22 protein-coding genes and 1 tRNA gene are annotated in these 25,198 nt (G+C 71.5%); 6 read left to right on the forward strand and 17 right to left on the reverse strand.

The features are described from left to right. The first annotated feature begins 226 nt into the window (after nt 1-226). A complete protein-coding gene (gene pyk, locus ACFV1W_RS16595) occupies nt 227-1,657 on the forward strand; it encodes a pyruvate kinase (protein WP_380417159.1) in 1,431 nt (476 codons plus the stop codon). A gap of 195 nt (nt 1,658-1,852) precedes the next feature. On the opposite strand, the gene ACFV1W_RS16600 is transcribed toward pyk, so the two are convergent. The 3 genes from ACFV1W_RS16600 to ACFV1W_RS16610 all read right to left on the reverse strand — a co-directional run bounded on the left by ACFV1W_RS16600 (nt 1,853) and on the right by ACFV1W_RS16610 (nt 3,615). After that, nucleotides 1,853-2,626: a transcriptional regulator gene (locus ACFV1W_RS16600; RefSeq protein WP_380417161.1), complete on the reverse strand. Its 774-nt coding sequence runs from the start codon at nt 2,624-2,626 to the stop codon at nt 1,853-1,855. A 7-nt stretch (nt 2,627-2,633) separates the two neighbouring features. Continuing rightward, nucleotides 2,634-3,422, reverse strand: a complete 789-nt coding sequence (locus ACFV1W_RS16605) for a helix-turn-helix domain-containing protein (protein WP_380417224.1) — start codon at nt 3,420-3,422, stop codon at nt 2,634-2,636. A 120-nt stretch (nt 3,423-3,542) separates the two neighbouring features. Beyond that, nucleotides 3,543-3,615: transfer RNA gene (locus tag ACFV1W_RS16610), tRNA-Leu, on the reverse strand. A 100-nt stretch (nt 3,616-3,715) separates the two neighbouring features. Between ACFV1W_RS16610 and ACFV1W_RS16615 the strand changes: the two genes are divergently transcribed. After that, nucleotides 3,716-4,372, forward strand: a complete 657-nt coding sequence (locus tag ACFV1W_RS16615; RefSeq protein WP_380417163.1) for an ANTAR domain-containing response regulator — start codon at nt 3,716-3,718, stop codon at nt 4,370-4,372. Between the two features lie 61 nt (nt 4,373-4,433). Here the strand turns inward: ACFV1W_RS16615 and ACFV1W_RS16620 are convergent, their stop codons facing one another. From ACFV1W_RS16620 to ACFV1W_RS16645, 6 genes are all read right to left on the reverse strand, one after another. Next, nucleotides 4,434-5,150, reverse strand: coding sequence for an ABC transporter ATP-binding protein (locus ACFV1W_RS16620; protein WP_030281869.1), 717 nt, complete (start codon nt 5,148-5,150; stop codon nt 4,434-4,436). After that, nucleotides 5,147-5,956 carry an ABC transporter ATP-binding protein gene (locus tag ACFV1W_RS16625; RefSeq protein ID WP_380417165.1) on the reverse strand — a complete coding sequence of 270 codons (810 nt, stop codon included), beginning with the start codon at nt 5,954-5,956 and terminating at the stop codon, nt 5,147-5,149. The genes ACFV1W_RS16620 and ACFV1W_RS16625 overlap by 4 nt, the downstream gene beginning before the upstream one ends. An 8-nt stretch (nt 5,957-5,964) precedes the next feature. Next, nucleotides 5,965-7,896, reverse strand: coding sequence for a branched-chain amino acid ABC transporter permease (locus ACFV1W_RS16630; protein ID WP_380417167.1), 1,932 nt, complete (start codon nt 7,894-7,896; stop codon nt 5,965-5,967). A 5-nt stretch (nt 7,897-7,901) separates the two neighbouring features. Next, nucleotides 7,902-8,831: a branched-chain amino acid ABC transporter permease gene (locus tag ACFV1W_RS16635; protein ID WP_030281863.1), complete on the reverse strand. Its 930-nt coding sequence runs from the start codon at nt 8,829-8,831 to the stop codon at nt 7,902-7,904. Between the two features lie 123 nt (nt 8,832-8,954). Then, on the reverse strand, nt 8,955-10,199 hold the full coding sequence (locus tag ACFV1W_RS16640) for a branched-chain amino acid ABC transporter substrate-binding protein (protein WP_380417169.1): 1,245 nt from the start codon (nt 10,197-10,199) through the stop codon (nt 8,955-8,957). Nucleotides 10,200-10,779: 580 nt separating this feature from the next. Next, complete coding sequence (locus ACFV1W_RS16645; RefSeq protein WP_030281858.1) at nt 10,780-11,244, reverse strand: PaaI family thioesterase; 465 nt, start codon at nt 11,242-11,244, stop codon at nt 10,780-10,782. A gap of 227 nt (nt 11,245-11,471) precedes the next feature. On the opposite strand from ACFV1W_RS16645, the gene polA reads away from it, so the two are divergent. Next, a complete protein-coding gene (gene polA / locus ACFV1W_RS16650) occupies nt 11,472-14,159 on the forward strand; it encodes a DNA polymerase I (RefSeq protein WP_380417225.1) in 2,688 nt (895 codons plus the stop codon). Between the two features lie 82 nt (nt 14,160-14,241). Here polA and ACFV1W_RS16655 read toward each other — a convergent pair whose 3' ends face one another. Further along, complete coding sequence (locus ACFV1W_RS16655) at nt 14,242-14,781, reverse strand: GNAT family N-acetyltransferase (protein WP_380417171.1); 540 nt, start codon at nt 14,779-14,781, stop codon at nt 14,242-14,244. A gap of 31 nt (nt 14,782-14,812) precedes the next feature. After that, nucleotides 14,813-15,541 (reverse strand): SDR family oxidoreductase, encoded by a 729-nt coding sequence (locus ACFV1W_RS16660; protein WP_380417173.1) that lies wholly within the window; start codon nt 15,539-15,541, stop codon nt 14,813-14,815. Between the two features lie 138 nt (nt 15,542-15,679). Between ACFV1W_RS16660 and ACFV1W_RS16665 the strand changes: the two genes are divergently transcribed. Further along, on the forward strand, nt 15,680-16,303 hold the full coding sequence (locus ACFV1W_RS16665; protein WP_380417175.1) for a hypothetical protein: 624 nt from the start codon (nt 15,680-15,682) through the stop codon (nt 16,301-16,303). A 141-nt stretch (nt 16,304-16,444) separates the two neighbouring features. Here the strand turns inward: ACFV1W_RS16665 and ACFV1W_RS16670 are convergent, their stop codons facing one another. Beyond that, nucleotides 16,445-17,356 carry a S41 family peptidase gene (locus ACFV1W_RS16670; RefSeq protein ID WP_380417177.1) on the reverse strand — a complete coding sequence of 304 codons (912 nt, stop codon included), beginning with the start codon at nt 17,354-17,356 and terminating at the stop codon, nt 16,445-16,447. Nucleotides 17,357-17,413: 57 nt separating this feature from the next. On the opposite strand from ACFV1W_RS16670, the gene ACFV1W_RS16675 reads away from it, so the two are divergent. Beyond that, entirely contained in the window at nt 17,414-17,920 is a 507-nt protein-coding gene (locus tag ACFV1W_RS16675; RefSeq protein ID WP_380417179.1) for an ArsR/SmtB family transcription factor, read from the forward strand. A gap of 75 nt (nt 17,921-17,995) precedes the next feature. Here ACFV1W_RS16675 and ACFV1W_RS16680 read toward each other — a convergent pair whose 3' ends face one another. Together ACFV1W_RS16680 and ACFV1W_RS16685 are read right to left on the reverse strand one after the other, a co-directional pair. Continuing rightward, nucleotides 17,996-18,487 (reverse strand): DUF6228 family protein, encoded by a 492-nt coding sequence (locus tag ACFV1W_RS16680; RefSeq protein ID WP_380417181.1) that lies wholly within the window; start codon nt 18,485-18,487, stop codon nt 17,996-17,998. Nucleotides 18,488-18,626: 139 nt separating this feature from the next. Next, the gene (locus tag ACFV1W_RS16685; RefSeq protein WP_380417183.1) at nt 18,627-19,397 is read right to left on the reverse strand and encodes a hypothetical protein; all 771 of its coding nucleotides are present in this window, start codon (nt 19,395-19,397) and stop codon (nt 18,627-18,629) included. A gap of 234 nt (nt 19,398-19,631) precedes the next feature. On the opposite strand from ACFV1W_RS16685, the gene ACFV1W_RS16690 reads away from it, so the two are divergent. After that, nucleotides 19,632-20,186 carry a hypothetical protein gene (locus ACFV1W_RS16690; protein WP_380417185.1) on the forward strand — a complete coding sequence of 185 codons (555 nt, stop codon included), beginning with the start codon at nt 19,632-19,634 and terminating at the stop codon, nt 20,184-20,186. Nucleotides 20,187-20,400: 214 nt separating this feature from the next. Here ACFV1W_RS16690 and ACFV1W_RS16695 read toward each other — a convergent pair whose 3' ends face one another. The 3 genes from ACFV1W_RS16695 to ACFV1W_RS16705 all read right to left on the reverse strand — a co-directional run bounded on the left by ACFV1W_RS16695 (nt 20,401) and on the right by ACFV1W_RS16705 (nt 24,876). Next, nucleotides 20,401-21,135, reverse strand: coding sequence for an alpha/beta hydrolase (locus tag ACFV1W_RS16695; RefSeq protein ID WP_380417187.1), 735 nt, complete (start codon nt 21,133-21,135; stop codon nt 20,401-20,403). Between the two features lie 313 nt (nt 21,136-21,448). Beyond that, nucleotides 21,449-23,959, reverse strand: a complete 2,511-nt coding sequence (hrpB, locus tag ACFV1W_RS16700; RefSeq protein ID WP_380417189.1) for an ATP-dependent helicase HrpB — start codon at nt 23,957-23,959, stop codon at nt 21,449-21,451. A 5-nt stretch (nt 23,960-23,964) separates the two neighbouring features. After that, nucleotides 23,965-24,876: a class I SAM-dependent methyltransferase gene (locus tag ACFV1W_RS16705; RefSeq protein ID WP_380417191.1), complete on the reverse strand. Its 912-nt coding sequence runs from the start codon at nt 24,874-24,876 to the stop codon at nt 23,965-23,967. Nucleotides 24,877-25,198: the final 322 nt, after the last annotated feature.

Genomic DNA, 25,198 nt, shown 5'->3' on the forward strand with positions numbered 1-25,198 from the left:
CACGGACGGAAGGGCCGGTGAACCAGAGGTGAACACCGTTTCACGGAATCGCATCGACCGGGCCCCCCGGGGACCTCCGCAGGCCGCTCCCACCCGACCGCGGCGAGGGCCCTCGCACAACGGTCCGAGGAAGTGTCAGATTGTTCAACTCCCCTTACCCGAAAGGTCATCCCGCAGTCCGGACCCACGTCGAGGTTACGCGCCGGTAATGCCTACCCTCAGCAGTATGCGCCGAGCAAAAATCGTCTGCACCCTCGGGCCGGCCACCGACTCGTACGACCAGATCAAAACCCTGGTCGACGCCGGTATGGACATCGCCCGACTCAACCTCAGCCACGGCTCGCACGCCGAACACGAGGAACGCTACCGCCGCGTCCGCAAGGCCGTCGACGAAACCGGCCGCAGCGTCGGCATCCTCGCCGACCTCCAAGGCCCGAAGATCCGGCTCGACACCTTCGCCCACGGACCCGTACTCCTCGAACGCGGCGACAAGTTCACCATCTCCACCGACAAGGGCGTCGTGGGGGACAACACCATCTGCGGTACCACCTACGCCGGCCTCGCCGGCGACGTCGGCCGCGGCGAACGCATCCTCGTCGACGACGGACGGGTGACCCTGGAAGTCGTCGAGGTCGACGGCCCCCGAGTGCGATGTCTCGTCGTCGAAGGCGGACTCGTCTCCGACCACAAGGGCCTCAACCTCCCCGGCGTCGCCGTCTCCGTCCCCGCACTCAGCGACAAGGACGTCGCCGACCTGCGGTGGGCGCTGCGCACCGGGGCCGACCTGGTCGCGCTGTCCTTCGTCCGCAGCGGGCGCGACGTCGAGGACGTGCACCGGGTGATGGACGAGGAGGGGCGGCACGTCCCGGTCATCGCCAAGATCGAGAAGCCGCAGGCGGTCGAGAACCTGGACTCCATCGTGGACGCCTTCGACGGCATCATGGTGGCCCGCGGGGACCTGGGCGTGGAGATGCCCCTCGAACAGGTCCCGCTCGTCCAGAAGCGCGCCATCAAGCTCGCCAAGCGCAACGCCAAGCCGGTCATCGTCGCGACCCAGATGCTCGACTCGATGATCAACGCCTCCCGGCCGACCCGGGCCGAGGCCTCCGACGTCGCCAACGCGGTGCTCGACGGCACGGACGCCGTGATGCTCTCCGGTGAGACCTCCATCGGCAAGTACCCCGTCGAGACGGTCAGGACCATGGGCCGGATCATCGAGGCCGCCGAGAACGACATCCTGGCCGCGGGGCTGCCTCCGCTGACCACCGGCACCAAGCCGCGGACCCAGGGCGGCGCCGTCGCCCGCGCGGCGGCCGAGATCGGCGACTTCCTGCACGCCAAGTACCTCGTCGCCTTCACCCAGTCCGGCGACACCGCCCGTCGGCTCACCCGCTACCGCTCGCCCATCCCGGTGCTCGCCTTCACGTACGAGCCGGCCGTGCGCAGCCAACTCGCCCTCACCTGGGGCGTGGAGACCTTCCTCGGCCCCTTCGCGCCGACCACGGACCAGATGGTCGAACAGGTCGACGCGGCGCTGCTCTCGCTCGGCCGCTGCCAGAAGGGCGACATCGTCATCATCACCGCCGGCTCGCCCCCGGGCCTCGCCGGCTCCACCAACCTCGTCCGCGTCCACCATGTGGGGACCCTGGACGTCTGAGGGGCGTTTCCTCGGGCGGCATCCCTCGTGCGAGGGATGCCGCCCGTGCGCTGGGTCGGGTGAGGATCGGAGAGATGCGCGATCACGAGCACACCCTCTGGCGCGACCTCCGCGAGGAGGTCGTGAACCGCCCCGGCGCGGGCGCGGCCTACGAGGCCGCCCCGGGCCGAGTACGAGCGAACCGCTGTGCGGGGGTCAGTACTTGGGGCCGATGTGGGCGTCCATGAGGGCGACGGAGTCCTTGCGGGCGATGGAGATGTTGAAGCCGCCGTTGGACCGCGAGGCCGGCTTCCACTGGACGCCGACGGCGTCGAGGGCGGCGGTGAAGAGGCCGATGATGTCGGCTGAGGTGTTGGTGAAGAAGTACCTCGGGTACTCGTAGCGCTTCGTGACACCGCCCACGGTGCGGGTCGCCCAGTTGGTGATGCGGCAGCCGTCGGAGTGGATCAGGCCGCGCAGGAACTGCCATGGGTAGGCGCCCACGATCTCCTGCTGCCAGGGCGCGAGCGCGATCGGCCGCAGGTGCTTCGGGCCGGGGCCGTGCTGGGGGAAGAGACAGGGCCAGTGCTTGCTGGTGCTGACGACACTGGTGCAGCCCGGCGCGCGGACCCGGTTGACCTTGTTGTGCGGCATGACGGCGGAGACGGCGCGTTCGCACTCGCCGATGAGGCCCGGCCAGGCGTCGCAGCAGGCGATGCGGAGGGCGTGGACCTGGCGGCGGCCCTCGCTGATGCAACCGTCGCCGAGGTAGAGGCCGAGCAGGTAGGCGTAGTCGGCGCGGGGCCGGGACGGGTCGAGCCGGCCGTTGCGGACGGGGCACTCGGCCGTCATGCGGGGGCTGGGGACGGCGCCGGACGCCCACTCGCGGATCGCATAGCGGGATATTCCGGTCGCACGGCTCACCTGGCTGAAGGTCAGTCCGGAGGCGTGGAGTTCGAGCGCCCGCTGCCGCGTGGCCGTGTCGTACACGGCGCCGTCAGTGCTTGGGGCCGATGTGGGCGTCCATCAGGGCGACGGAGTCCTTGCGCGCGATCGAGATGTTGACCTGACCGGTGGGGCGCGGGATCGAGGCCTTCCACTGGACGCCGACGGCGTCGAGGGTGGCGGTGAAGAGGCCGATGATGTCGGTCGACGTGTTGGTGAAGAAGTACCTCGGGTACTCGTAGCGCTTCGTGACACCGCCCACGGTGCGGGTCGCCCAGTTGGTGATGCGGCAGCCGTCGGAGTGGATCAGCCCTCGCAGGAACTCCCACGGATGAGCGTCGACGATCTCCTGCTGCCAGGGCTCCAGGGCTATGGTGCGTTCGTGCTTCTTGCCAGGGGCATGCTGGGGGAAGTGGCAGGTCAGGTGGTTCGAATAGAGCTTGACGTTGTGACAGCCGGTCCGCCGGACTCGGCAGGGCTTGCTCCTGGGGAAGACCAGCCGCATCGCTTCCTCGACAGCCTCCATGACTCCCGGCCACTTGTCGGCGCAGGTGATGTGAAGAGTCTGGGTCCGACAGTAGTCGTCAGGCATCAGGATGTGGCCGTCTCCGAGGTAGAGGCCCAGGAGATACGCGTACGCAGGGCGGTTCATTTGGTCGCCGTAGCAGCGTGTGCACGTGGAGCGCTTGCGGCCAGGGAGCTTGTTGTGCTTGGCGAGATCCCGGTGCTTCCACCAGGCGACCGTGCCTTTCGGGACACCGAGACGCCGGGCAACCTCGGTGTTGGCTACACCTCGGCGGAGGAGATAGAGGGCTTCTTCGCGAATGGATCGAACTGCCATACGGGTGATCTTGAGCACCCTGCGCCGAACGCGCGGATGAAACGGTGTTGTCTTCACCCGAACTAATGAAGATCGCCAACTGTTAGGCTAACCTAACTGGCTTTGGAATTGAAGGAAAAGTACCCCGGGTGGGATTCGAACCCACGCTGTATGGTGTTTGAGACCATTGCCTCTTCCGCTGGGCTACCGGGGCGCCCACAGTTTCGAAGGTTGCCGCCCCGACCCTGCGAGTTCAAACATACCGTGTCTAGGTACCCTCGTGCATGCAGTACCCCGCCGGAACTAGGAGCGCAGTGAGCACCGCCGACGAGCAGGCACAGCCGCTTGAGACCGATTCGCCCCAGATCACCCGGATCGTGATCGCCGAGGACGAGGCGCTGATCCGCCTCGACCTCAAGGAGATGCTGGAGGAGGAGGGGTACACCGTCGTCGGCGAAGCGGGGGACGGGGAGACGGCGGTACGGCTCGTGGAGGAGCTGAAGCCGGATCTGGCGATCTTCGATGTGAAGATGCCGGTTCTGGACGGGCTCTCCGCCGCCGAGCAGATCCACGAGAGGCACCTGGCGCCCGTCCTGATGCTGACCGCCTTCTCGCAGCGTGAGCTGGTGGACCGGGCCCGGGACGCCGGGGCGATGGCGTACATCGTGAAGCCGTTCTCGAAGTCGGACCTGGTGCCGGCGATCGAGATGGCGGTGTCGCGGTACACCGAGATGCGGGCGCTGGAGAAGGAGATCGGGGATCTCACGCAGCGGCTGGAGACCCGGAAGCTGGTGGACCGCGCCAAGGGTGTGCTGCAGACGAAGTTCGGGCTGAACGAGCCGGCGGCGTTCCGGTGGATCCAGAAGACGTCGATGGACCGCCGGATGACGATGGCGGCGGTGGCCGAGGCGGTCATCGAGGAGGGCGAGGCCCAGGACCGCAAGAAGGCGGAAGAGGGTAAGTCCGAGTAGCACGGACATGAGGAGGGCCCGGCAGAACGGTTTCTGCCGGGCCCTCCTTGCGTTTGGTGGGTCAGTCCTCGCCGAGGTAGGCCTTGCGGACCGACTCGTCGTGGAGGAGGTCGGCGCCCGTCCCGGAGAGGACGACGCGGCCGGTCTCCATGACGTAGCCGCGGTCGGACAGCGACAGGGCGGCCTGGGCGTTCTGCTCGACCAGCAGGATGGTCGTGCCGCTCGCCTTGAGCTCGACGATGGTGGACATGATCTTCTGCATCATCAGCGGGGAGAGGCCCATCGAGGGCTCGTCCAGCATGAGCAGCTTCGGCTGGGACATCAGCGCCCGGCCCATGGCGAGCATCTGCTGTTCGCCGCCGGAGAGCGTCCCGGCGGCCTGGCGGCGGCGCTCCCCGAGGATGGGGAACAACGAGTAGGCCCGTTCCACGTCGGCCGCGATGCCGGCCGCGTCGGTGCGCAGGAAGGCGCCGAGGAGGAGGTTCTCCTCGATGGTCATGCGGGGGAAGATGTGCCGGCCTTCGGGGGAGTGAGCGAGTCCGAGGGCGACGATCTTGTGGGCGGGGACGGTGGCGAGGTCCTGGCCGTCGAAGGTGATCCGGCCGGCGGTGGGTCTGAGGAGGCCGGAGAGGGTGCGCAGGGTGGTGGTCTTGCCGGCGCCGTTGGTGCCGATGAGGGTGGTGACCTCGCCCTGGTGGACGGTGAAGCTGATGCCCTTGACGGCTTCGATCTTGCCGTAGGCGACGCGGAGGTCCTCGACCTCGAGGAGTGCGGTCACTGGGTGTCCTCCGGTGCGGCGGGGGTGGTGCTTTCGAGCGGGGCGCCGAGGTAGGCGCTGATGACGCGTTCGTCGTTCTGGACGGTCGCGCGGTCGCCTTCGACGATCTTCTGGCCCTGGACGAGCACGGCGGTGCGGTCGCAGAGGTTGAAGATGAACCGCATGTCGTGCTCGATGACGAGGACGGAGACGCCCCGGTCGCGGATGGCGAAGACGAGTTCCTCGGCGGCCCGGGTCTCCTGGGGGTTCATGCCGGCGGTGGGCTCGTCGAGGAGCAGCAGGCCGGGGTCGGAGGCGAGGGCGCGGGCGATTTCGAGCTTGCGCTGTTCGCCGTAGGGGAGGTTGCGGGCGAGGTGGTCGGCCTTGTGGGCGAGGCCGGTGAAGGCGAGGAGTTCCATGGCCTTCTCGCGGCTCTCGGCCTCGGCGCGGTGGTAGCGGGGGAGGCGCAGGATGGCGGAGAAGATGCCTTCGTCGGTGCGGGTGTGGCGGCCGACGAGGACGTTCTCCAGGACGGTCATGTTGGCGAAGAGCCGGATGTTCTGGAAGGTGCGGGCGATGCCGGCCTGGGTGACGAGGTGGGGTTTGGGGGGCAGGACGGTGCCGCGGTAGCGGACGGAGCCCTCGGTGGGGACGTACAGGCCGGTGAGGCAGTTGAAGAAGGTGGTCTTGCCGGCACCGTTGGGGCCGATGAGGCCGATGATCTCGCCCTCGCCGACGGTGAGGGAGACGTCGTTGACGGCGGTGAGGCCGCCGAATCGCATGGTGACGCCGGTGACGTCGAGCAGGGGCGCAGCTGTGGTGGTCATCTGGCGGGTCACGCCCCTGCCTTGGTGAGTGCGGTGGTGTCGTCGTCGGCCGCGGGTCGGGCGGGCTCGTCGGCTTCGTGGAACTCCAGTTGCCGGCGCCGGTTGGGGATGAGGCCTTCGGGGCGGACGCGCATCAGGACGATGAGGGCGGCGCCGAAGACGAGGAGCTGGTAGTCGGAGAGGAATTCGAGCTTCTTGGGGATGAGGAAGAGGAGGGTGGCGCCGGCCAGTGGGCCGCTGATGGTGCCCATGCCGCCGAGGATGACGGCGGCGAGGAGGAAGGCGGAGTTGGGGGGCAGGGCGTCGGCGAAGGTGTACTGGTCTGGGGTGACGGTGTAGGTGACGTGGGCCTGGACGGTGCCGGCGACGCCGGCGAGGCAGGCGCCGAGGGCGAAGGCGAGGAGTTTGAGGCGGAAGCCGTTGATGCCCATGGCTTCGGCGGCGGTCTCGTCCTCGCGGATGGCGATCCAGGCGCGGCCGATGCGGGAGTTGCCGACCCGTGCGAAGACCAGGACGACGAGGGCGGTGACGAGCAGCATCAGCAGGTAGTAGTTGCCGAAGCGGCCGATCTGGAGGCCGCCGAGGGCGTGGGTCTGGCTGAAGTCGAAGCCGAAGACGTTCAGTTCGGGGATGCGGGGGATGCCGTTGGAGCCGTTGGTGACGTTGGGGCCGGTGGTCCCGTTGAGGTTCTGCATGGTGATGCGGAAGATCTCGCCGAAGCCGAGGGTGACGATGGCGAGGTAGTCGCCGCGCAGTCGCAGGGTGGGTGCGCCGATCACGACGCCGAAGACCATGGAGACGGCGGCGCCGACGATCACGGCGGCCCAGAACGGCAGCTGGATGTGGACGGGTGAGGCGGGGGAGCCGGAGACCAGGGCGGCGGCGTAGGCGCCGACGCCGAGGAAGGCGACGTATCCGAGGTCGAGCAGGCCGGCGAGGCCGACGACGATGTTGAGGCCGAGGGCGACGGTGGCGAAGATCAGGATGTTGGTGGCGACCGAGGCGTACTGCTCGCCGGTCTGGAACGGGAAGCTGGCGGCGGCGGCGAAGGCGGCGCCGGTGGTGACCGGGCGGTACTTGAGGGTCAGGGCGCGCAGTCTGCCCAGCAGGCCGGAGCCGGCGAGCGCGGCGATCATGAAGGCGACGAGCAGCAGGTATCCGATGAAGAGCTCGCCGTAGTCGGTGTCGATGCCGAAGGTGATCGCGTAGGAGCCGACGCCGAAGGCCGCGACGATGAGCAGGACCTCGACCCAGGAGGGGAGTTCGCGGGGCGCGGGGAGGGGGCGGTCGATCTTGCCGAGGCGCAGCCGGCTGTTGGCGAGGTGGCCGAGCTGGAGCAGCAGGACGGCGCCGGCGGCGATGGCGAGGGCGCCGGAGAGGGCGGTCATCACGGGGGCGACGGGCTTGTCGCCGGGGATGGCGTGGGCGGCGATCCAGCCGACGGGGGCGGCGGGCAGGAGCAGGAAGAGCCGCTTGTCGAGGATGCGGAGGGGGACGTGGGTGCGCCGGTCGAGGGGGAGGCCGAGGGCGCCGAGGAGGCCGAGCAGGCCGCCGGCGGCGAGGACCCAGCCGCCGGGTTCGAGGTTGGCGAGGCCGCCGAGTTCGGTGGAGATGGCGGCGACGGAGTAGGCGGCGACGGCGAAGGAGCCGGTGGCGGCGTACAGGACGGCGTTGTTGCTGCGGGTGGGGGCGGCCCAGCGCAGGCCGGGGGTGCCGTGGGTGGCGAGCAGCAGGGCGAGGGTGAGGAGGCCGGCGGCGACGGCGAGCCACTGGAGGCCGGCGGGGGAGCCGTAGTAGGTGAGGTCGCCGGGGAAGTCGCTGGTCCAGGTCCAGGACATGGCCGCGGAGGCGGCGGCGGCGAGGGCGCCGAGGCCGGTGAGGGCGGTGGCGGCGGTGGCGGGCAGCGGGATGACCGGGGTGGTCTCGGTTCTGGTGGTCATGGTGGTCACGCCCTGTCCGCGACGCGCTCGCCGAGCAGGCCCTGGGGCCGGACGAGGAGCACGAGGATGAGGAGTACGAAGGCCCAGACGTCCTTCCAGGCGCCGCCTCCGAAGAGGTGCATGCCGGGCAGGTGCTGGATGTAGCCGGTGGCGAGGGCTTCGGCGAGGCCGAGGGCGAGGCCGCCGAGCATGGCTCCGTAGATGTTGCCGATGCCGCCGAGGACGGCGGCGGTGAAGGCCTTGAGGCCGAGGATGAAGCCCATCCGGAAGTCGACCTGGCCGCTGCGCAGTCCGTAGGCGACGGCGGCGACGGCGGCGAACGCGGCGCCGATGGCGAAGGCCATGACGATGATGCGGTCGGTGTCGATGCCCATCAGCTTGGCGGTGTCGGGGTCCTGGCTGGTGGCCTGCATGGCGCGGCCGGAGCGGGTGCGGGTGACGAACCAGCCGAGGGCGAGCATGCACAGGGGGGCGGCGATGATCAGGAAGAGGTCGCTGCGCTGGACGGTCACGGAGCCGAGGCTGAAGGGGTCGCCGGGGATCTTGGGGAAGACCCGGGCCTTCTTGGCGTCGGGGTAGAAGGAGAAGACGAGTTGCTGGAGGAAGATGGACAGCCCGATCGCGGTGATCAGCGGGGCGAGCCGGGGGGCGTTGCGCAGTGGCCGGTAGGCGAAGCGTTCGGCGGCGACGGCGGTGAGGGTGGAGACCAGGATGCCGGCGATCAGCATGAGTGGCAGGGCCAGCCACAGGGTGGTGCCGCCGGGGAGGGCGAGGTAGGCGGTCAGGGCGCCGAAGCCGCCGACCATGACGATCTCGCCGTGGGCGAAGTTGATGAGCTGGACGATGCCGTAGACCATCGTGTAGCCGATCGCGACGAGTCCGTAGAGGGCGCCGAGGATCAGGCCGTTGGCCAGCTGCTGCGGTAGGTCGTGCACCGCTGGGCCTCCGTAGTGCGTTCTGGGGTGTCCGCGTGGGTGGTGGATGTGGGGGCGCGCGGGGGCACTCGTGGCGCCCCCGCGCGCTGGTGGTGCTGGTGGTGACGGGTTGCGGAGGGGCGGTCAACCGTTGAAGGTGCCGGACTTCTCGACGGCCCACTTGCCGTCCTTGACGGTGTAGACGGTGAGCTGCTTGTTGGTGGTGTCACCGAACTCGTCGAAGGAGACCTTGCCGGTGACGCCGTTGAAGGAGACCTTCTGGACGGCGTCGCGGACGGCCTTGCGGGCGTCGCTGCTGGGCAGCTTGCCGTTGTTGGCAGCGACGACGTTCTTGACGCCCTCGATGATGGCCCAGGCGCTGTCGTAGGAGTAGCCGCCGTAGGTCTCGTAGGCGTCCTTGTAGTTGGCGGCCTTGTAGTCGGCGATGAACTTCTTGGCGGTGTCGAGGGTTTCGACGGGGAGGCCGACGGCGGTGGCGAAGTCGCCCTGGCTCTTGGGGTTGAGCTTGATGAACTCGTCGCTCTGGATGCCGTCGCCGCCCATCAGGGGGATGTTGACGCCGGCGTCCTTGAGCTGGAGGGAGAGCGGGCCGGCGGCGGGGTACTCGCCGCCGTAGTAGACGGCGTCGGCGCCGGAGGCCTTGACCTTGGTGACGATGGCGGAGAAGTCGCGGTCGTCGGGGTTGACGTGCTCCTCGCCGGCGAGGGTGCCGCCGAGCTTGGTGAACTGGCCCTTGAAGGTGGCGGCGAGGCCGGCGCCGTAGGTCTTCTGGTCGTCGATCAGGAAGACCTTGGTCTTCTTGGCGTCGTTGTAGAGGAACTGGGCGGCGAAGGGGCCCTGGACGGCGTCGGTGGTGGCGGTGCGGAAGTAGGACTTGAAGGGGCGCTTCTTGTCGCCGGTGGCCCACTTCTCGCCCTGGCTGAGGGCGACGCCGGTGTTGGCGGGGGAGATCTCGGTGAGGCCGGCGTCGTCGAAGATCTGCTGCATCGACTGCGCCACGCTGGAGTTGAGCGGGCCGACGACGCCGAGGACCTTGGAGTCGCTGACCAGCTGGGTGGCGTTCTGCTGGCCGGGGGCGGGCTTGGCGGTGTCGTCCAGGGCCTTGACCTCGAACTTGACGCCGGGGACCTCGTTGGTGGCGTTGGCGGTCTTGACGGCGAGGTCGACGGAGTTGCGGATGCCGAGGCCGAGGGCGGAGAGGTCGCCGGTGAGCGGGGCGTCGACGCCGATCACGACGGTGGTGGCGGCGGCGTTGTTGTCCTTGCTGCCGGCGTTGTCGCCGGACTTGCCGCCGCGGGAGCCGCAGGCGCTGAGGCTGAGGGCGCCGATCACGGCAATGCTCACGACAATTGCTGAACGATGACGCACGAGGGTCCCCTTCGGTTCAGGAGGCGCCGCGCCGAGTGGCGGGAGCCGGGATGCGCGGAGGGCCGGGCCCATTCCGGATGGCGCGGTGACTGGCCGTGACTCTAGATGTCGGGGGGCGGCTCGGGCAGTGGTGTGAGCAGGCTGTGATTCTCTTGTTATGAGCACACGGAGCATTTGTCTCAGCATGTGGTCGTTCCGGCTCGACCGACCCTGAACTGCCGGGCGTTTACCCGCTGGTGGCGGGATGTAAGGGCCAGAAATGGGGGTTGCCGCTGGCGCTGTCGATAATCGGACGCAGGTGTCCGATGTGCTGCATTCGACCGTGCACGTCCGCATTGCGGACAAGGGGGCGCGGTGAAGGGGCTTCGGGGTCTCGGAACCGCCGCTTGCGTGGATTTCCTGCTTGTTACGCTGCGTTACAGGAGTGGGAGGAAGGGTGGGAGACGCGTCGATCGCACCCGGACATGCCGACGCCCCCTCGCTCAGACCAACGCCTGCCCACGGGGGCGGACGGTCAAACGAGGGGGCGGGAAGGGGACTTGCTGCTCTCCGGGCCGAACCGGCCGTACCCGCAGGCCCGTTACAGGTCGCGCAGCATGCAGGTCAGCCGGCAGCTGGTGACCCGCTTGCCGGTGTCGTCGGTGATCGCGATCTCGTACGTGGCGGCCGTGCGACCCTTGAACACCGCCGTCGCCACCCCGGTGACCAGACCGGAGGTGGCCGAGCGGTGGTGGGTCGCGTTGAGGTCCACGCCCACCGCGTACCGGCCCGGACCGGCGTGCAGCATCGCGCCGATCGAGCCGAGCGTCTCGGCCAGCGCCGCCGAGGCGCCGCCGTGCAGCAGCCCGTACGGCTGCTGGTTGCCCTCCACCGGCATGGTGCCGACCACCCGGTCGCCGGAGGCCTCGACGATCCGGATGCCGAGCTTCTCGCCGAGGTGGCCGCCGGAGAAGGTCTCCGGGCTCACACCGAGCTTGGCGAAGTGGTCGAGCACGTCCTGCGGGACCTTCAGGACGGGGGCGGTGTCGGGAGCCGCGTCGGTCATGGGGGTACTCCTTCGGGGGTGTCGCGTCGTCGTGCTGCCTGTGATCGTACGACCGTCCTACTCGGCGGTAGCGGCGGTGCCGCACGCGCGGCGCCCCTTTTGTCGGTGCCGGGCCATAGGATCGGTGACCGGTAGTGGAATCGGCAGGAACGGACGTTGACGTGGCTACGCAGAGTACGGACAAGGGCGCGACGGGTGACGGCGGGGCCGGCGCGCGGCCCCGGCTGATGCTGCTCGACGGGCACTCGATGGCCTACCGGGCCTTCTACGCCCTGCCCGTGGAGAACTTCAACACCTCCACCGGCCAGCCCACCAACGCGGTCTACGGCTTCGCCTCGATGCTCGCCAACACCGTCCGCGACGAGCGGCCCACCCACCTCGCCGTCGCCTTCGACCTCTCCCGGCAGACCTTCCGCTCCGTCGAGTTCCCCGACTACAAGGCCAACCGCGCCAAGACGCCGGACGAGTTCCGCAGCCAGGTCGGCCTGATCGGCGAACTCCTCGACGCCATGAACATCCCCCGGATGACGGTCGAGGGCTTCGAGGCCGACGACATCATCGCCACCCTGGCCACCGCCGCCGAGGCGGCCGGCTACGACGTCGACATCGTCACCGGCGACCGCGACTCCCTCCAGCTCGTCACCGACCACGTCACCGTGCTCTACCCCACCAAGGGCGTCTCCGAGCTCACCCGCTTCACCCCGGAGAAGGTCACCGAGAAGTACGGCGTCGCCCCGCGCCAGTACCCCGACCTCGCGGCCCTGCGCGGCGACCCGTCCGACAACCTGCCCGGCATCCCCGGCGTCGGCGAGAAGACCGCCGCCAAGTGGGTCAACCAGTTCGGCTCCTTCGACGAACTCGTCGCCCGCGCCGACGAGGTGAAGGGCAAGATCGGCGAGAAGCTGCGCGACAACCTCGACTCGGTCAAGCGCAACCGGGTGCTCACCGAGCTGGTCCGCGACGTCGAACTCCCGCTGGGCGTCGCCGACCTGGCCCGCCGGCCGTTCGACAAGGCCGCCGTCGGGGTCCTGATGGAGTCGCTGGAGTTCCGCAACGCCAACTTCCGCGACCGGGTCTTCGGCATCGACCCGGCCGTCGGCGAGGCCTCGGCGGAACCCGAGCTCGCCCCCGGCGTCGAGGTCGACGGCGAACTGCTCACCGACCCCGGCACGCTCGCCGCCTGGCTGCGCGAGCACGCCGCCGACAGCAAGGCGCCGGTGGCGCTGGCCGCCGTCTACCAGTGGGCGCTCGGCGCCGGCGAGGTCACCGAAGTCGCCCTCGCCGTAGGGGAGTCGGCTGCCTGGTTCGACCCGGCGCTGCTCGCCGAGGAGGACGAGCGGGCCTTCGCCGGCTGGCTCGCCGACCCGGCCGCCCCCAAGGCCCTGCACATCGCCAAGCAGGTCATGCGCGCCTTCGCCGAACGCGGCTGGACCATCGCCGGGGTCGTCGCCGACACCGCGCTCGCCGCCTACCTGGAGAAGCCCGGCCGCCGCACCTTCACCCTGGAGGTCCTCGCCGAGGAGTACCTGGCCCGCTCCCTCACCCCCGCCCCGGCGGCCGAGAGCGGCCAACTCGCCTTCGACGCACCGGAGGAGGACCCGACCGCGCACGCCCAGGCCCTCATGCTCCAGGCCCGCGCCGTGCTCGACCTCGCCGCTCTCTTCGACACCCGCCTCGCCGAGGTCGGCGCCGCCGGGCTGCTGCACGACATGGAACTGCCCATCGCCGCGCTGCTCGCCCGCATGGAGCGCCACGGCATCGCCGCCGATCGCGAGTGGCTCACCCGGCTGGAGACCCAGTTCGCCGCCGAGATCCAGCGCTGCGTCGAGGAGGCCCACGCCGCCGCCGGGCACGAGTTCAACCTCGGCTCGCCCAAGCAGCTCCAGGAGATCCTCTTCGGCGAGCTCGCCCTTCCCAAGACCAAGAAGATCAAGACCGGCTACACCACCGACGCCGACGCGCTCACCTGGCTGGCCACCCAGACCGACAACGAACTGCCCGTCATCCTGCTGCGCCACCGCGACCAGGCCAAGCTGCGCACCACCGTCGAGGGCCTGCTCAAGACGGTCTCGCCCAAGGGCCGGATCCACACCACCTTCAACCAGATGGTCGCCGCCACCGGCCGGCTCTCCTCGCAGGATCCGAACCTGCAGAACATCCCCGTCCGGACGGAGGAGGGGCGCGCCATCCGCCGCGCCTTCGTCGTCGGGGCCGGGTACGAGTCGCTGCTCACCGCCGACTACTCGCAGATCGAACTGCGGATCATGGCCCACCTCTCCGAGGACGAGGCGCTGATCGAGGCCTTCGCCTCCGGCGAGGACCTCCACACCACCGTCGCCTCCCAGGTCTTCGAGGTCCCCGGTGCCGCCGTCGACGCCGAGATGCGCCGCAAGATCAAGGCGATGTCCTACGGCCTCGCGTACGGGCTGTCCGCGTACGGGCTCTCCCAGCAGCTCGGCATCAAGCCGGCCGAGGCCCAGGGCCTGATGGACACCTACTTCGAGCGCTTCGGCGGTGTGCGCGACTACCTGCACCGGGTCGTCGACGAGGCCCGCGCCACCGGTTACACCGAGACCCTGCTCGGCCGCCGCCGCTACCTGCCCGACCTCAACAGCGACAACCGCCAGCGCCGCGAGATGGCCGAGCGGATGGCACTCAACGCCCCCATCCAGGGCTCGGCCGCCGACATCGTCAAGATCGCCATGCTGAGGGTGGACGACGCCCTGCGCGAGGCCGGGCTCACCTCCCGGATGCTGCTCCAGGTGCACGATGAAATCGTGCTGGAGCTCGCCCCGGGCGAGCGCGACCGGGTCGAGGCCATCGTCCGCGAGCAGATGGCCGGTGCCTACCCGCTGCGTGCCCCGCTCGACGTCTCCGTCGGCGTCGGCGCCGACTGGGAGGCCGCCGCGCACTGACGGTGGTTCCCCGGACGGGCCCGGACACAGGGAGTGTCCGGGCCCGCCGATCCCGGGGCGCGGCTGCCGGAGGGCTTCCCGACTACGGCTGCTCCGGGATCCGGGAGCGGCTCCGGAAGTCCGGGTAGCCCAGGATGAGCAGCTTCTCAAACGGGTCGAGGCCGTAGGGGACCACCTTGCCGGTGAGTTCGAAGCCGAGCCGCCGGTAGAACGCCAGCGCCCGCTCATTGCCCTCGTGCACGCCCAGGGTCAACCACCGCACGTCGGTGTTGACCCGGGCGTAGCGGATGCTCGCCCGCACCAGGTCGGCGGCGGGGCCAGCTGGCCCGCGGTGCTTCGGGGACACGTAGACGGAGTGGTGAACGTGGTCCGGGACGGCCGGGAGGGGCCCGACACCGGCGATCCCGACCCAGTTTCCGGCCTCGTCGGCGGCGACGAAGGTGGCCGACTCCTGGGCGGTGGCCCCGACGGCGGCCTGCTGCCGCCAGGCGTCGTCGGGGAGCGTGGCGGTGTCCTCGTAGGAGGAACTGAACGCCGTGGGTGAGTCGCGCAGCGCCTCCAGCCTGATCGAACGGAGTTGCCGGTGCTCCGTGCTGGCCATTCGGCGTACGACGTAGTGCATGGGGCCGACTTTCGCGGGTTCGGGTCCGACCTCAGACCTGTTCGAAGTGGAACGCCTTGATGAAGCAGTCGCGGGGCTGGGAGACCGCGAAGAGCACGCAGTCGACGAGGGACTGCGCGGTGAGGGGAGCCTCGGCGTGGCGCGGGGTGGTCTCCCACTCCTCGGTGAGGGGGTCGGGGTTGTCGAAGTCGGGCGGGTAGAGGGAGATCACCCGTACTCCCCGGGGCCGGAGGCGCTTGGAGAGGACGTCGACGAACCCGGCCTGGGCGTTCTTGGCCGCGTAGAAGGAGTCGTGGGCGTCCGAGCGGTGATGGCCGGGGGTTCCGCAGGCGGAGACCATGGTCACCACGTCCGGCTTGGCCGAGTTGAGCAGGAGGGGGAGGAAGCTCTTCACGGTCAGGACGGTGCCGGTGGCGCCGGAGGCGATGGTGTCGACGACGTCGGCGTCGGAGGCGGACAGGAGGTCCGGGCCTGCGAGGTAGCGGGAGCCGTTGTTGATCAGCACGTCGATGTGGCCGGTGTGCCCGCCCACTGCAGCGGCGAAGCCGCGGATCGCGGCAGGATCCGTCAGGTCGCAGGCGAAGGCGTGGACGCGCTGGTTCCCTCGGTCGCGTATCTCGTCCCGGACCTGCTCGGCGGCGGCGAGGGTGCGGGCGGAGAGGTAGACCTCGGCGCCGAGGTCCGCCAGACGGATGGCCAGGGTGCGCCCGAAGTCCCGGCCGGCAGCGGTGATGACCACCCGGTGGTCGTCGAATCTCATGCGCCCAGCCTGGCCGACGGCGAGGCGGCGGCGCATCCGCCCGTGCTCGCGCCCAGCGGACCGGGCTGTCCGGGCCTGCCGCTACGATCTGCCCCGGCCGTCGCGCGGTGGGCGCGGCGTGGATCGGGGGGAGCGGCGATGACGGAACAGGGTGCGGCGGAGCGGCGGACGTTGCTGCGGCCGCGAGTCGCGGTACCGGCCGCGCTGGCGGCGCTGCTGCTGGCGGGCGGGTCGGTCTGGGCGCTGTCCGGTGGCGGGAGCGGTGCGGCGCCGGTAGGGGCGGGTACGCCGAGTGCGGCGGTGAGCCCGACTGTCCAGCTGTCGCCGACCGCTGCGCCGACGCCGACGCCGACGCCGACACTGACGCCGGCTCCGGCCGAGGTGCCGGCCTCGCCGAGCCCGACCGCCGAGCCGACCGCCACGCCGGAGCCGGACGAGCCCGGGACCGCCGCCCCTGCTGCGCCCCGGAGGCCGGCTACGAAGGGTGCGGCCGCTCCGGCAGCTCCGGCCGGGGCCGCCGGGGCCGCCGGGGCCGCGAAGCCCAAGGCTCCGGCCGCCCCGGCCCGGCAGGACCCGCACGACATGGCCCCGGTGCCCTGCACCGACTGCCGGACCGAGCCGCAGCCCGGCTCCGGCGACTGCTACCCGCGCGGCGAGGCCAAGGTCATGGTCTGCGGCCCCATCCAGACTCCCACCCCGATCCTGCGCCCGGGCCAGTCCATCGGCACCCCGACACCGGGCTGGCCGAACCACACTCACTGACGGGGCGACCCCCGACGACGGGCGTGCGCGGGAAGTCGGACGGGCCGACGTCCCGCACGTGGCCGCCACGGTCGTGAACGCGTACCGGAGTTCGGCCGGAGTCCGTTGATCCCGCAGGCCGGCCGCCGGCCGGTTGAGGACTCAGGCCAGGCGCGCCAGGGCGAGCGTCAGCGCGTGGTCGAGGGACGCGTCGGCGTCGCACGGCGCGTCGGGCTGGACGCCGGTGCCTTCCCAGTTGGTGCCGGAGACCGGGTTCTCCGCACGGGCGACGGGCACGCTGAGTTCCAGGTGCGGGTGCACCGTCCAGCCGTCGCGGGGGTGGGCGCCGCCCCGGGTGGCCTCCCCGACGACCACGGCGCGCCCGAGCTGCTGCAGGTCGTAGGAGAGCTCCTCGGCCGCGGAGAAGGTTTCCGCGCTGGTCAGCACGTAGAGCGGCTTGTCGGCGCCGAAGCGGGCACCCGGTACGAACGGGGGCGTCCAGGACTGCTCGGCCACCTCCCCCTGGCGCGAGACCAGGGTGTTGAGGTGCGTGCGGCCGTCGAGCAGGTAGCCGCAGACGAAGGCGACCGTGTCCGGGTCGCCACCGGTGTTGCGGCGCAGGTCCAGTATCAGGGCGCGGGCGGGGGCCACCAGCGACATCGCCGCGGTCAGCGGCTGCGCCGCCCAGTCCAGCGGGAACATCTTGGGCGCGATCTCCAGGAGCGCGACGCCGCCGTCGAGGAGTTCCAGGCGCGGAACACCGCTCAGGGAGGCGTCGAACTCCCTCCGCATCGCGGCGAGTGCCGCCTCGCCCCTGTTCGGCGGCACCGGCACGGCGTGGTACTTGAGGGCCAGGTGCAGGTCGCCGTTGACGGACCGCAGGTCCGCGGTGACCGCCTCGGCCAACTCCTCGGCGGATCCGGCCTCGTAGGCGCCCTCGGCGCCACGGCTCCGCAGCAGGGCAGCCAGTAGCCGGGCGGCATCGGGGAAGACGTAGTTCTCGCTCACCAGGTCGGCGATCGACTCGACGACGGCGGCGGCGTCCAGCGCGGGAGGCACGGTGATGGAGGTCATGGGAGGGAGTAGAGCAGCGGCTTGCCAAAGCGTCAAACGTACTTAACGCTTGATCTGGTGAGCCATCAACCGAACGAGGACGTCCAGCGGATCAGCACGCCCGTGCAGCACGCCGCACTCGCCCACCCCGTGCGCCAGCGCCTGCTCTTCGCCCTGAGCGCCGGACCGTCGACGATCAGCCGGCTCGCCGCGCGGCTGGGAGTGAACAAGGGCAGCGTTTCCCACCACCTCAAGGTGCTGTGCGAGGCGGGGCTGGTCCAGGACGCGGGAACGCGACGGGTGCGCGGCGGCACCGAGAAGCACTACCGGCGGAGCGCCGAGCGACTCCTCGTCGACGAACCGCAGCCCGGGGGCACGGCCGCGCTGTTCGGTGCCGTGGCCCAGGAGCTGGACCGCTCGCCCGTCGACCACCTGCTGACGCTGCGCCACATCCGGCTCGATCCGGCCAAGGCGGCGCGGCTCGCCGAGGCGCTGGCCGCGCTGGTCGACGGGACGGAGGAGGACGCGGAGGGCGAGCCGGTGCACGGCCTCCTGGTGACGCTCTACCAGCAGGCCGGCCCGTAGGGCCGGGTGGCCGCTTGCCGAGGAGGCGGAAGTCGTGGCGCTCGTCGTCGAGCGCCGCGCTCCCGCGCTACGTCTTCACGGCGAACGAGTGGCAGCTCCGAGCGAGGCGGGCTCCGTCGAGCCGTCGGGGGCGAGGAACCAGCGGACGTCCGAGGCGAGGTCGGACATCTGTTGCCCGGCGTCCAGCCAGGTGGTGACCGAGGCCTCCCAGGAGTCGTCCCGGACGGTCCACGGGCGGACGGCCCAGGTGAGGCCGACGTGGCCACCGGAGTGGAAGACGGCCCGGAGGGTGAGGTGGTTCGTGCTCCAGGTGCGTTCGCCCTCCCACCCCTGGTAGTCGGCGGCCAGCGCGTCGAGGAAGTCGGGCAGGTGCTCGGGCCCCCGGTACCACGGGATGACCGAGTCGAGCCGGGCCCGGAGGCCGTGGGCGTGCAGTTCAACCGCGAAGCCGGTGCCGTACCCGTCCGGGAAGTGGCGGTCGGCGAGCCTGACCCGGGTGGTCGGGTCGTTCCGGCAGCGGACGTCGACGGTCGGTGCGTCGGTGGGATCAGGGGCCTGAGCGTTCATCCGCCGGACGTTAGACGGCTTCGCGCCGGAAGTCATCGCGGTTTGGCGTGGCTGCCGCGGGAGCCGGGTGCTGCACAGGAAGTCGGCGGGGCCGATTTCCTGTGCATGGTGGGGCGCGGGGCCGGCGGGACGGCTGGCCTCAGTGGATGGGGAGGGCCTTGACGCCGGAGAGGATCGGGACGAGCTGGTACCGCCCGTCGCCCTGGCCGCAGGAGGGCTTGGTGTCGGGAGTGTTGGAGATGTTCGTCCCGGCGTTGAACCGCCCGTCTCCGCTCGGGCCGAAGGTCGTGAGGTGGTCGCGGAAGCCGTCGAAGTAGTACATGCACTGGTGCAGGTTCAGGTACCGCCCGGCGGTCAGGTCCAGGGGCGTGACGCCCGACAGCAGGGGGATGGGGTGGTCGGTGCCCCCGCCGCCGCAGCTGACCGCGGTGTCACGGGTCTCGGAGACGTTGGTGCCGGCGACGAACTTGACGTCGGTGGTCCCCACCACCGTGGTGAGGTGGTCGAGGTCGAAGTCGCTCCAGAACATGCACTGGTGCAGGTTCAGGTAGCGGCCGGACGTCAGGTCGTAGGGTTGGGCGGCCGTGTAGACGTTGGGCTCGTACCTGCCGTCCCCGGGGCCGCACACGGCGGCGGGGACGGGGGTGTCGGAGACGTTCGTCGCCGCGCTGAACCGCCCGTCCAGGCTCGGGACCAGGGTGGTCAATAGGTCGAAGTTGGGCGCACCGAGCGGGCTGTTGTAGACGCACTGGTGCAGGTTGAGGTACCGGCCGGCCGGGGCCTGCGGCGCGCCGTGGGCGGCGGGGGTGGCGGGGGTGGCGGGGGTGGCGGCGGCGGGAGCCGGCCCGGCCAGCGCGGTGACGGACAGGGCGGCGGCAGCGAGCGCGGCGGACCGCGGGGCGAGACGCATGGTGTTCTCCGTGGTGGGGGTACGGCCGCTCCTGATGAGTGGCCGCCACGCAGGAGGTTTCCCGGGCAGACGGAGGGCCCGGGCCGCTGCGCTCGCAACTTCACCTGAAACGACCGGGCGCCGCGGTCCTGCGGTACCCCCTCCGGCGCTGCGCAGGAAGTCGGTGGGGTCGACTTCCTGCGCACGGCGAAAACGCGTGTCCGAACGGAGCGCGCTGGTGCCACACTGCGCGCCATGACCACACCTGAGCTGAGCGACCTGGACTACCTGCGGGAGATCGAGCGCCTCGCCTACCGCGTCACGGTCGAGGCTTCCGACGAGGACTGGTTCTCGTACGCGCCGGATCCGGAGGACGCGACACCGCTGCAGCGCAGCGTCAACGCCCTCGCCCGCGTCGTGCGGAGCTACCACTTCGAGGGCGACGGCTGCGTGGAGGAGGACCGTCCGTTGGTCAGGCTCGTCGGGGCGACCGTCTTCAAGCCCGGGGCCATGCCGGTAGGAATCGCCGAGGACTTCGAGGAAGCCTGCGCGGTTCTCGGTGTCGAAGCGCGGCCGGAGGGATGGGCGCTGTGGAACACCTGGGACGAACAGGGCCAGCAGGTGACCATGGTGGTGTCCGCTGTCGAGACCACTCAGGGTCTCTTCGAGAACTGGTCGCGGGGGCGGGCCCTCGACCCGGTGACGCCGCTGCCCTCACAAGTCGCCCTGGTCCGTCGTGGCTGGATCGGCCCGATGACCTTCTCCCCGCGCGGTGTCAGCCGGACCGGCCGCGGCGGACGGTCGTTCTGACCGAGGGGGACGTGAGGCGGCCCGACACCGCACCGGCGGTTGCCCACCGCTGGCCAGCGGCCCGGGCAGCCCCCGGAGAACTGCGGCGCGGGCCCCTGCCGAGTTGCAGGGGCCCGCACCGGTGGACAGCAGGGGAGCCGCCGGGAGCCGCTCTCGCCGAGCAGCGTCCTGGCCGACACCGCCTACCGTCTGCCGACGGCCTGACGGCCGGGTCTCACTTCAGGTGCCGGGTGAAGAACTGGGCTGCGGCGTCCCCCGCGAACTGCGGGACGCCGGTGTGGCCGCCCATGTTGGCGTGCAGGGACTTCTCCTCGGAGCCGAAGGCGTCGAACAGGTCCAGGGACGCCTGCCGGTCGTTCCCTTCGTCGTCCCACTGCAGCAGGACGTGCAGCGGAATGGTGACCTGGCGGGCCTCCTCGAAGGTGGCGCGAGGCACGAAACTCCCGGCGAAGAGTCCGGCGGCCACGATGCGCGGCTCGACCACCGCAAGCCGAACGCCGATGGAGATCACTCCTCCCGAGTACCCGACGGGGCCGCCGATCTCGGGCAGCGACAGCAGGGCGTCCAGGGCGGCCTGCCATTCCGGGACGGCCTTGTCGACGAGCGGGAGGACGAGGGCGTCGATGATCTCGTCGCTGACCGGTTCGCCGGCTTCCATGGCCCGGCGCACGTCGGCGCGGGCCTGCTCGACGGCGGCCCAACGGGGCCGGTCGCCGCTTCCGGGAAGCTCGATGGTGGCTGCGGCGAAGCCATCCGCCACCGCCTGCCGGGCCCGGGCCACCAGTCGGGGGTGCATCTTGCGCAGCCCGAGCGGGGGGTGGCCGAGCAGGATCAGCGGCACCGGTGCGGATGCGGACGCGGGCGTCCACAGGATGCCGGGGATCTCGCCGAGGGTGAACGCACGCTCGACGACACCGTCGTCGAGGTGCTCTTCAGACGTGAAATGCACGGTCGTGCCTTTCGGGAGTGCTCATGAACGGCGCTCCCGGACGACCTATCGCCCGACCGTGACCCCGGAGGGGAGCACCCATGTCGATATTGCGTTCACGGGTACCACCTCCTCGTTCTCTCGCACGGCCTCCGGAAACGTAGCAGGGGGCGCGGTGGTCCTCCAAGCGGTTTTCTGTGCGGGCTCCGCGGCCGAGGAGAGTGCTGGTGAACTGGTGAACGAAGCCGGGCGCGTTGCTTCCCCTGTGCGCCTGCCCAGGCCCGACATGCGCCTTCCGGGCAGGCGAAACAATCTCTTCGCTCCCCTGACGGCGTCAGTTCCTCGGCTTGGTGCGGCGGGTGGGCTCGGCCGTGGTCGGGTCCTCGGGCCAGGGGTGGCGGGGGTAGCGGCCCCGCAGGTCCGCGCGGACGGCGTGGTAGCCGTTGCGCCAGAAGCTCTCCAGGTCACCGGTGACGGCGGCGGGGCGGCCGGCGGGGGACAGCAGGTGGATGGTCAGCGGGACGCGGCCGCCGGCGAGGGCGGGGGTTTCGGTCCAGCCGAAGAGCTCCTGCAACTTGACGGCCAGGAAGGGGCGTTCGGTGCTGTAGTCGACCCGTATCTTCGAGCCGGACGGCACGGTGATGCGCTCGGGGGCCAACTCGTCGAGGCGGCCCGCCTCTCCGGTGGCCCAGGGGAGCAGGCGCTGCAACGCGGCCGTCGTGTCGATGCGGGCCAGATCCGCGCGGCGGCGGGCGCGGGACAGCTCGGGCTCCAGCCACTCGTCGGCGCGTTCCAGTAGCGCCTCGTCGGAGACGTCCGGCCAGGGGTCGCCGACGGCGGTGCGGAGGAAGGCCAGGCGTTCGCGCAGGCCGGGGGAGGGCCAGGTCAGCAGCGCGCTGACGCCCTCGCGGGTGAGGCCTTCGAGGATCGCGGCCCGGACGAGTGCCGGGTCGGGGCGGTCGAGGGGCTTCTCGGAGAGCTCGATGGCACCGAGGGCTTCGAGCCGGCGGGAGACGACTTCGTCCCGGCGGGTGTCCCAGTGGACCTCCTCGCGCGAAGCGAGCAGGGCCGCGCCGGCCTGGCGGGCGGTGTCCTCGTCCAGGGCCGCCGCGTGCAGGACGCGCGCCGAGTGCGCCCCGGCCTGGCGGTCGGCGACGGCGACGGCGAGCCAGGGCAGGGCGCCGAGCCGGGTGTCGGGGGCGAGCTCGGCAGCCGTTCCGGAGGCCATCAGGTACGGGCTGCGCTCGCCGGGAGCGGGCCGTTCGACCCGGGCGCGGGCGATGCGTTCCGGGAAGGCGAGGGCCACGACGAGGCCGGCGGCCGTCGCGTCGGGCAGCGGGGTGGCGGGTTCGTCGGAGGTGGCGCGCTGGAGGCGGCGGACTTCGTCGCGCCAGCGGCCTGCGTACGGGTCCTTGGAGGTGCGCACCGCCCGCCACACCGCGTTGAGGTCGTCGCCGAGGGCGCGCGGAGGTTCCTCGGAGAGCAGGGCGACCACCTCGGCGGCCCGGCGGGCGCCGACGGTCGGCGCACCGTCCAGCAGGGCGCGGGCGAGCCGGGGGTGCAGCCCGGTGCGGGCGAGGCGCGCACCCCGTGGAGTGGCCCGGCCGTCGGAGGAGACCGCCCCGAGGGCGGTCAGGGTCCGCCGGGCCGCGGCCATCGCCCCCGCGGGCGGGGCGTCGGGCAGGGCGAGGCCGGTGGCGTCCGGGTCGCCCCAGCAGGCAGCTTGGAGCGCGAACGAAGTGAGGTCGGCGAGCGCGATCTCCGGCGTGGGGAACCGTGCCGCACGCGCGTCCTCAGCCTCGTGCCAGCAGCGGTACACCGTCCCCGGCGCCTCGCGCCCCGCACGCCCCGCGCGCTGGCGGGCGGCGGCGAGCGAGGCCCGTACGGTGACGAGCCCGGCCAGCCCCCGGGCGTGGTCGGTGCGCGGTTCGCGGGCGAGCCCGGCGTCGACGACGACCCGCACGCCGGGCACGGTGAGCGAGGACTCGGCGACGGCGGTGGCGAGGACGACGCGCCGCCCGGCAGAGGGGGTGAGCGCGGCGTCCTGGACGGCCTGCGGGGCCCGCCCGTGCAGCTGGAGCACCTCGGCCGCCACGCCGCCCAACTGCCCGGCGACGCGGGCGATCTCGCCGACGCCGGGCAGGAAGCAGAGCACGTCCCCGTCGCGTTCCCCCAGGGCCCGCCGGACCACCGCCGCGACGTGGTCGAGCAGCGCCGGGTCGACCCGCGTCCCGTGCGCGGGCCGGACGGCGCGCGGCGGTGGCGCCCAGACCACGTCCACCGGATGGGACACCCCCTGCGCCTCCACCACCGGCGCACCGCCGAGGAGTTCGGACCAGGCCCGCGTGTCGGAGGTGGCCGAGGCGCAGACCAGCCGCAGTTCGGGCCGCAGCGCGGCCCGGACGTCCAGCAGGAAGGCGAGCGCGGTGTCGGCGTCCAGGTGCCGTTCGTGGCACTCGTCCAGGACGACGACGTCCACCCCGGGCAGCTCCTGGTCGCGCTGGAGCCGTTGCAGCAGCACACCGGTGGTGACCACCTCGACGACCGTCTCCGGCCCGACGCGACGCTCCCCGCGCACGGTGTAGCCGACCCGGCCGCCGACGGACTCGCCGAGCAGCCAGGCCATCCGCCGGGCGGCGGCCCGTACGGCGAGCCGCCGCGGCTCGGCGACCAGGACGCGCCGGACGACACCTGGATCCAGCAGCCCCGCCAGGGCCAGCGGCACCAGCGTCGTCTTGCCCGTGCCGGGCGGGGCGGCGAGGACGGCGGTGCCGTCCGCGTCGAGCGCCTCCTGGAGGGCGGGCAGCGCGGTGCGGACCGGCAGTTCGCGCCAGGCGGGGTTCAACGAGCTCAGCCCCGCTCGGTGACGAAGATCGCCGTGCCCGGGATCAGCCGCCCGCGCAGCGGGGACCAGCCGCCCCACTCCTGCTCCAGGTCGGCCGGCCACTCGGGCTCGACCAGGTCGATCAGCCGGAAGCCGGCGGCGACGAGCTCGCGCACCCGGTCGCCGAGGGTGCGGTGGTGCTCGACGTACGTGGCGTCGCCGTTCTCGTCCTGCTCGACGTACGGGGTGCGGTCGAAGTAGGAGGACATCGCGGTGAGCCCCTCGACGCCGGGCTCGTCGGGGAAGGCCCAGCGGATCGGGTGGGTGACGGAGAAGACCCAGCGCCCGCCGGGCCGCAGCACCCGGTGCACCTCGCGCATCAGGCGCTCGGTGTCGGCGCTGAACGGCACGGCCCCGTAGGCGGAGCAGGCGAGGTCGAAGGAGGCGTCGGCGAAGGGCAGGACGGCGGCGTCGGCCTGGACGACGGGGACGGGCGCGGTGCCGCGGCCGAGGTCGATCCGGCGGGAGTGCTGGAGCTGGCGGTAGGAGATGTCCAGGGCGACGGGGCGGGCGCCGCGGGCGGCCAGCCAGCGGGAGCACTGGGCGGCGCCGGCGCCGATCTCCAGCACGTCGCGACCCGCGACGTCTCCGAGCAGACGGGCGTCTGCCTCGTCCAGCCCCTCGGGGCACCAGGTGAAGCGGTCGTCGCCGAGGAACTCGCCGTGCTCGTCCTGGTACTCGTCGGCGTTGCGGTCCCACCAGTGCCGGCTCGCCCGGCTGCTCTCCCCGGCGCCGGCCGCGCGCCGCACCGCGTCGTCGCCGTCCTCCTCGGCGGAGTCGACCCCCTCGACGGACTCGACCCCCGCGGCCTCCGCGGCGGAGGTGTCAAGATCGTGAAGGGAGGACTGGGGGGTGGTGGCCACGGTGACAATGCCCATCGCGTAGGGTATGGAGTGCGGAAGCGCCGCTGCCGCGAACCGGCCCGTTCAGGGACGGATCCTGGCGGTGGCATCCGGGGAAGGGCCCCTGCGAGCGCCACCGCGAGGTGCGCAATCGGAGGATATGGCCTGATCCGTACCGGGCTCCACCGTCTTGCCTCTCTTGGCGTTGACCGTGCCTGGCCGTCCCCGTATGCTACAAGTTGCGCTGCGGGCCTGCGCGCCTCGGACGGAGCAGGTCGCGCTCGCATCTGTCGAAGACCCCACGGTCGCAAGACGGACGCCGGTTCTCGTTGTCACGGGATCGCCGGTGCGCCGTGTT

It is taken from the genome of Kitasatospora sp. NPDC059648 (assembly GCF_042734825.1).
Taxonomy (GTDB): domain Bacteria; phylum Actinomycetota; class Actinomycetes; order Streptomycetales; family Streptomycetaceae; genus Kitasatospora.

Excerpts from the sequence above, each read along its gene's own strand:
- pyk (WP_380417159.1), top strand. The coding sequence starts at position 227 with ATGCGCCGAGCAAAAATCGTCTGCACCCTCGGGCCGGCCACCGACTCG.
- ACFV1W_RS16605 (WP_380417224.1), bottom strand. The coding sequence starts at position 3,422 with ATGGCAGTTCGATCCATTCGCGAAGAAGCCCTCTATCTCCTCCGCCGA.
- ACFV1W_RS16625 (WP_380417165.1), bottom strand. The coding sequence starts at position 5,956 with ATGACCACCACAGCTGCGCCCCTGCTCGACGTCACCGGCGTCACCATG.
- ACFV1W_RS16630 (WP_380417167.1), bottom strand. The coding sequence starts at position 7,896 with ATGACCACCAGAACCGAGACCACCCCGGTCATCCCGCTGCCCGCCACC.
- ACFV1W_RS16645 (WP_030281858.1), bottom strand. The coding sequence starts at position 11,244 with ATGACCGACGCGGCTCCCGACACCGCCCCCGTCCTGAAGGTCCCGCAG.
- polA (WP_380417225.1), top strand. The coding sequence starts at position 11,472 with ATGCTGCTCGACGGGCACTCGATGGCCTACCGGGCCTTCTACGCCCTG.
- ACFV1W_RS16655 (WP_380417171.1), bottom strand. The coding sequence starts at position 14,781 with ATGCACTACGTCGTACGCCGAATGGCCAGCACGGAGCACCGGCAACTC.
- ACFV1W_RS16660 (WP_380417173.1), bottom strand. The coding sequence starts at position 15,541 with ATGAGATTCGACGACCACCGGGTGGTCATCACCGCTGCCGGCCGGGAC.
- ACFV1W_RS16665 (WP_380417175.1), top strand. The coding sequence starts at position 15,680 with ATGACGGAACAGGGTGCGGCGGAGCGGCGGACGTTGCTGCGGCCGCGA.
- ACFV1W_RS16670 (WP_380417177.1), bottom strand. The coding sequence starts at position 17,356 with ATGACCTCCATCACCGTGCCTCCCGCGCTGGACGCCGCCGCCGTCGTC.
- ACFV1W_RS16680 (WP_380417181.1), bottom strand. The coding sequence starts at position 18,487 with ATGAACGCTCAGGCCCCTGATCCCACCGACGCACCGACCGTCGACGTC.
- ACFV1W_RS16685 (WP_380417183.1), bottom strand. The coding sequence starts at position 19,397 with ATGCGTCTCGCCCCGCGGTCCGCCGCGCTCGCTGCCGCCGCCCTGTCC.
- ACFV1W_RS16690 (WP_380417185.1), top strand. The coding sequence starts at position 19,632 with ATGACCACACCTGAGCTGAGCGACCTGGACTACCTGCGGGAGATCGAG.
- ACFV1W_RS16705 (WP_380417191.1), bottom strand. The coding sequence starts at position 24,876 with ATGGGCATTGTCACCGTGGCCACCACCCCCCAGTCCTCCCTTCACGAT.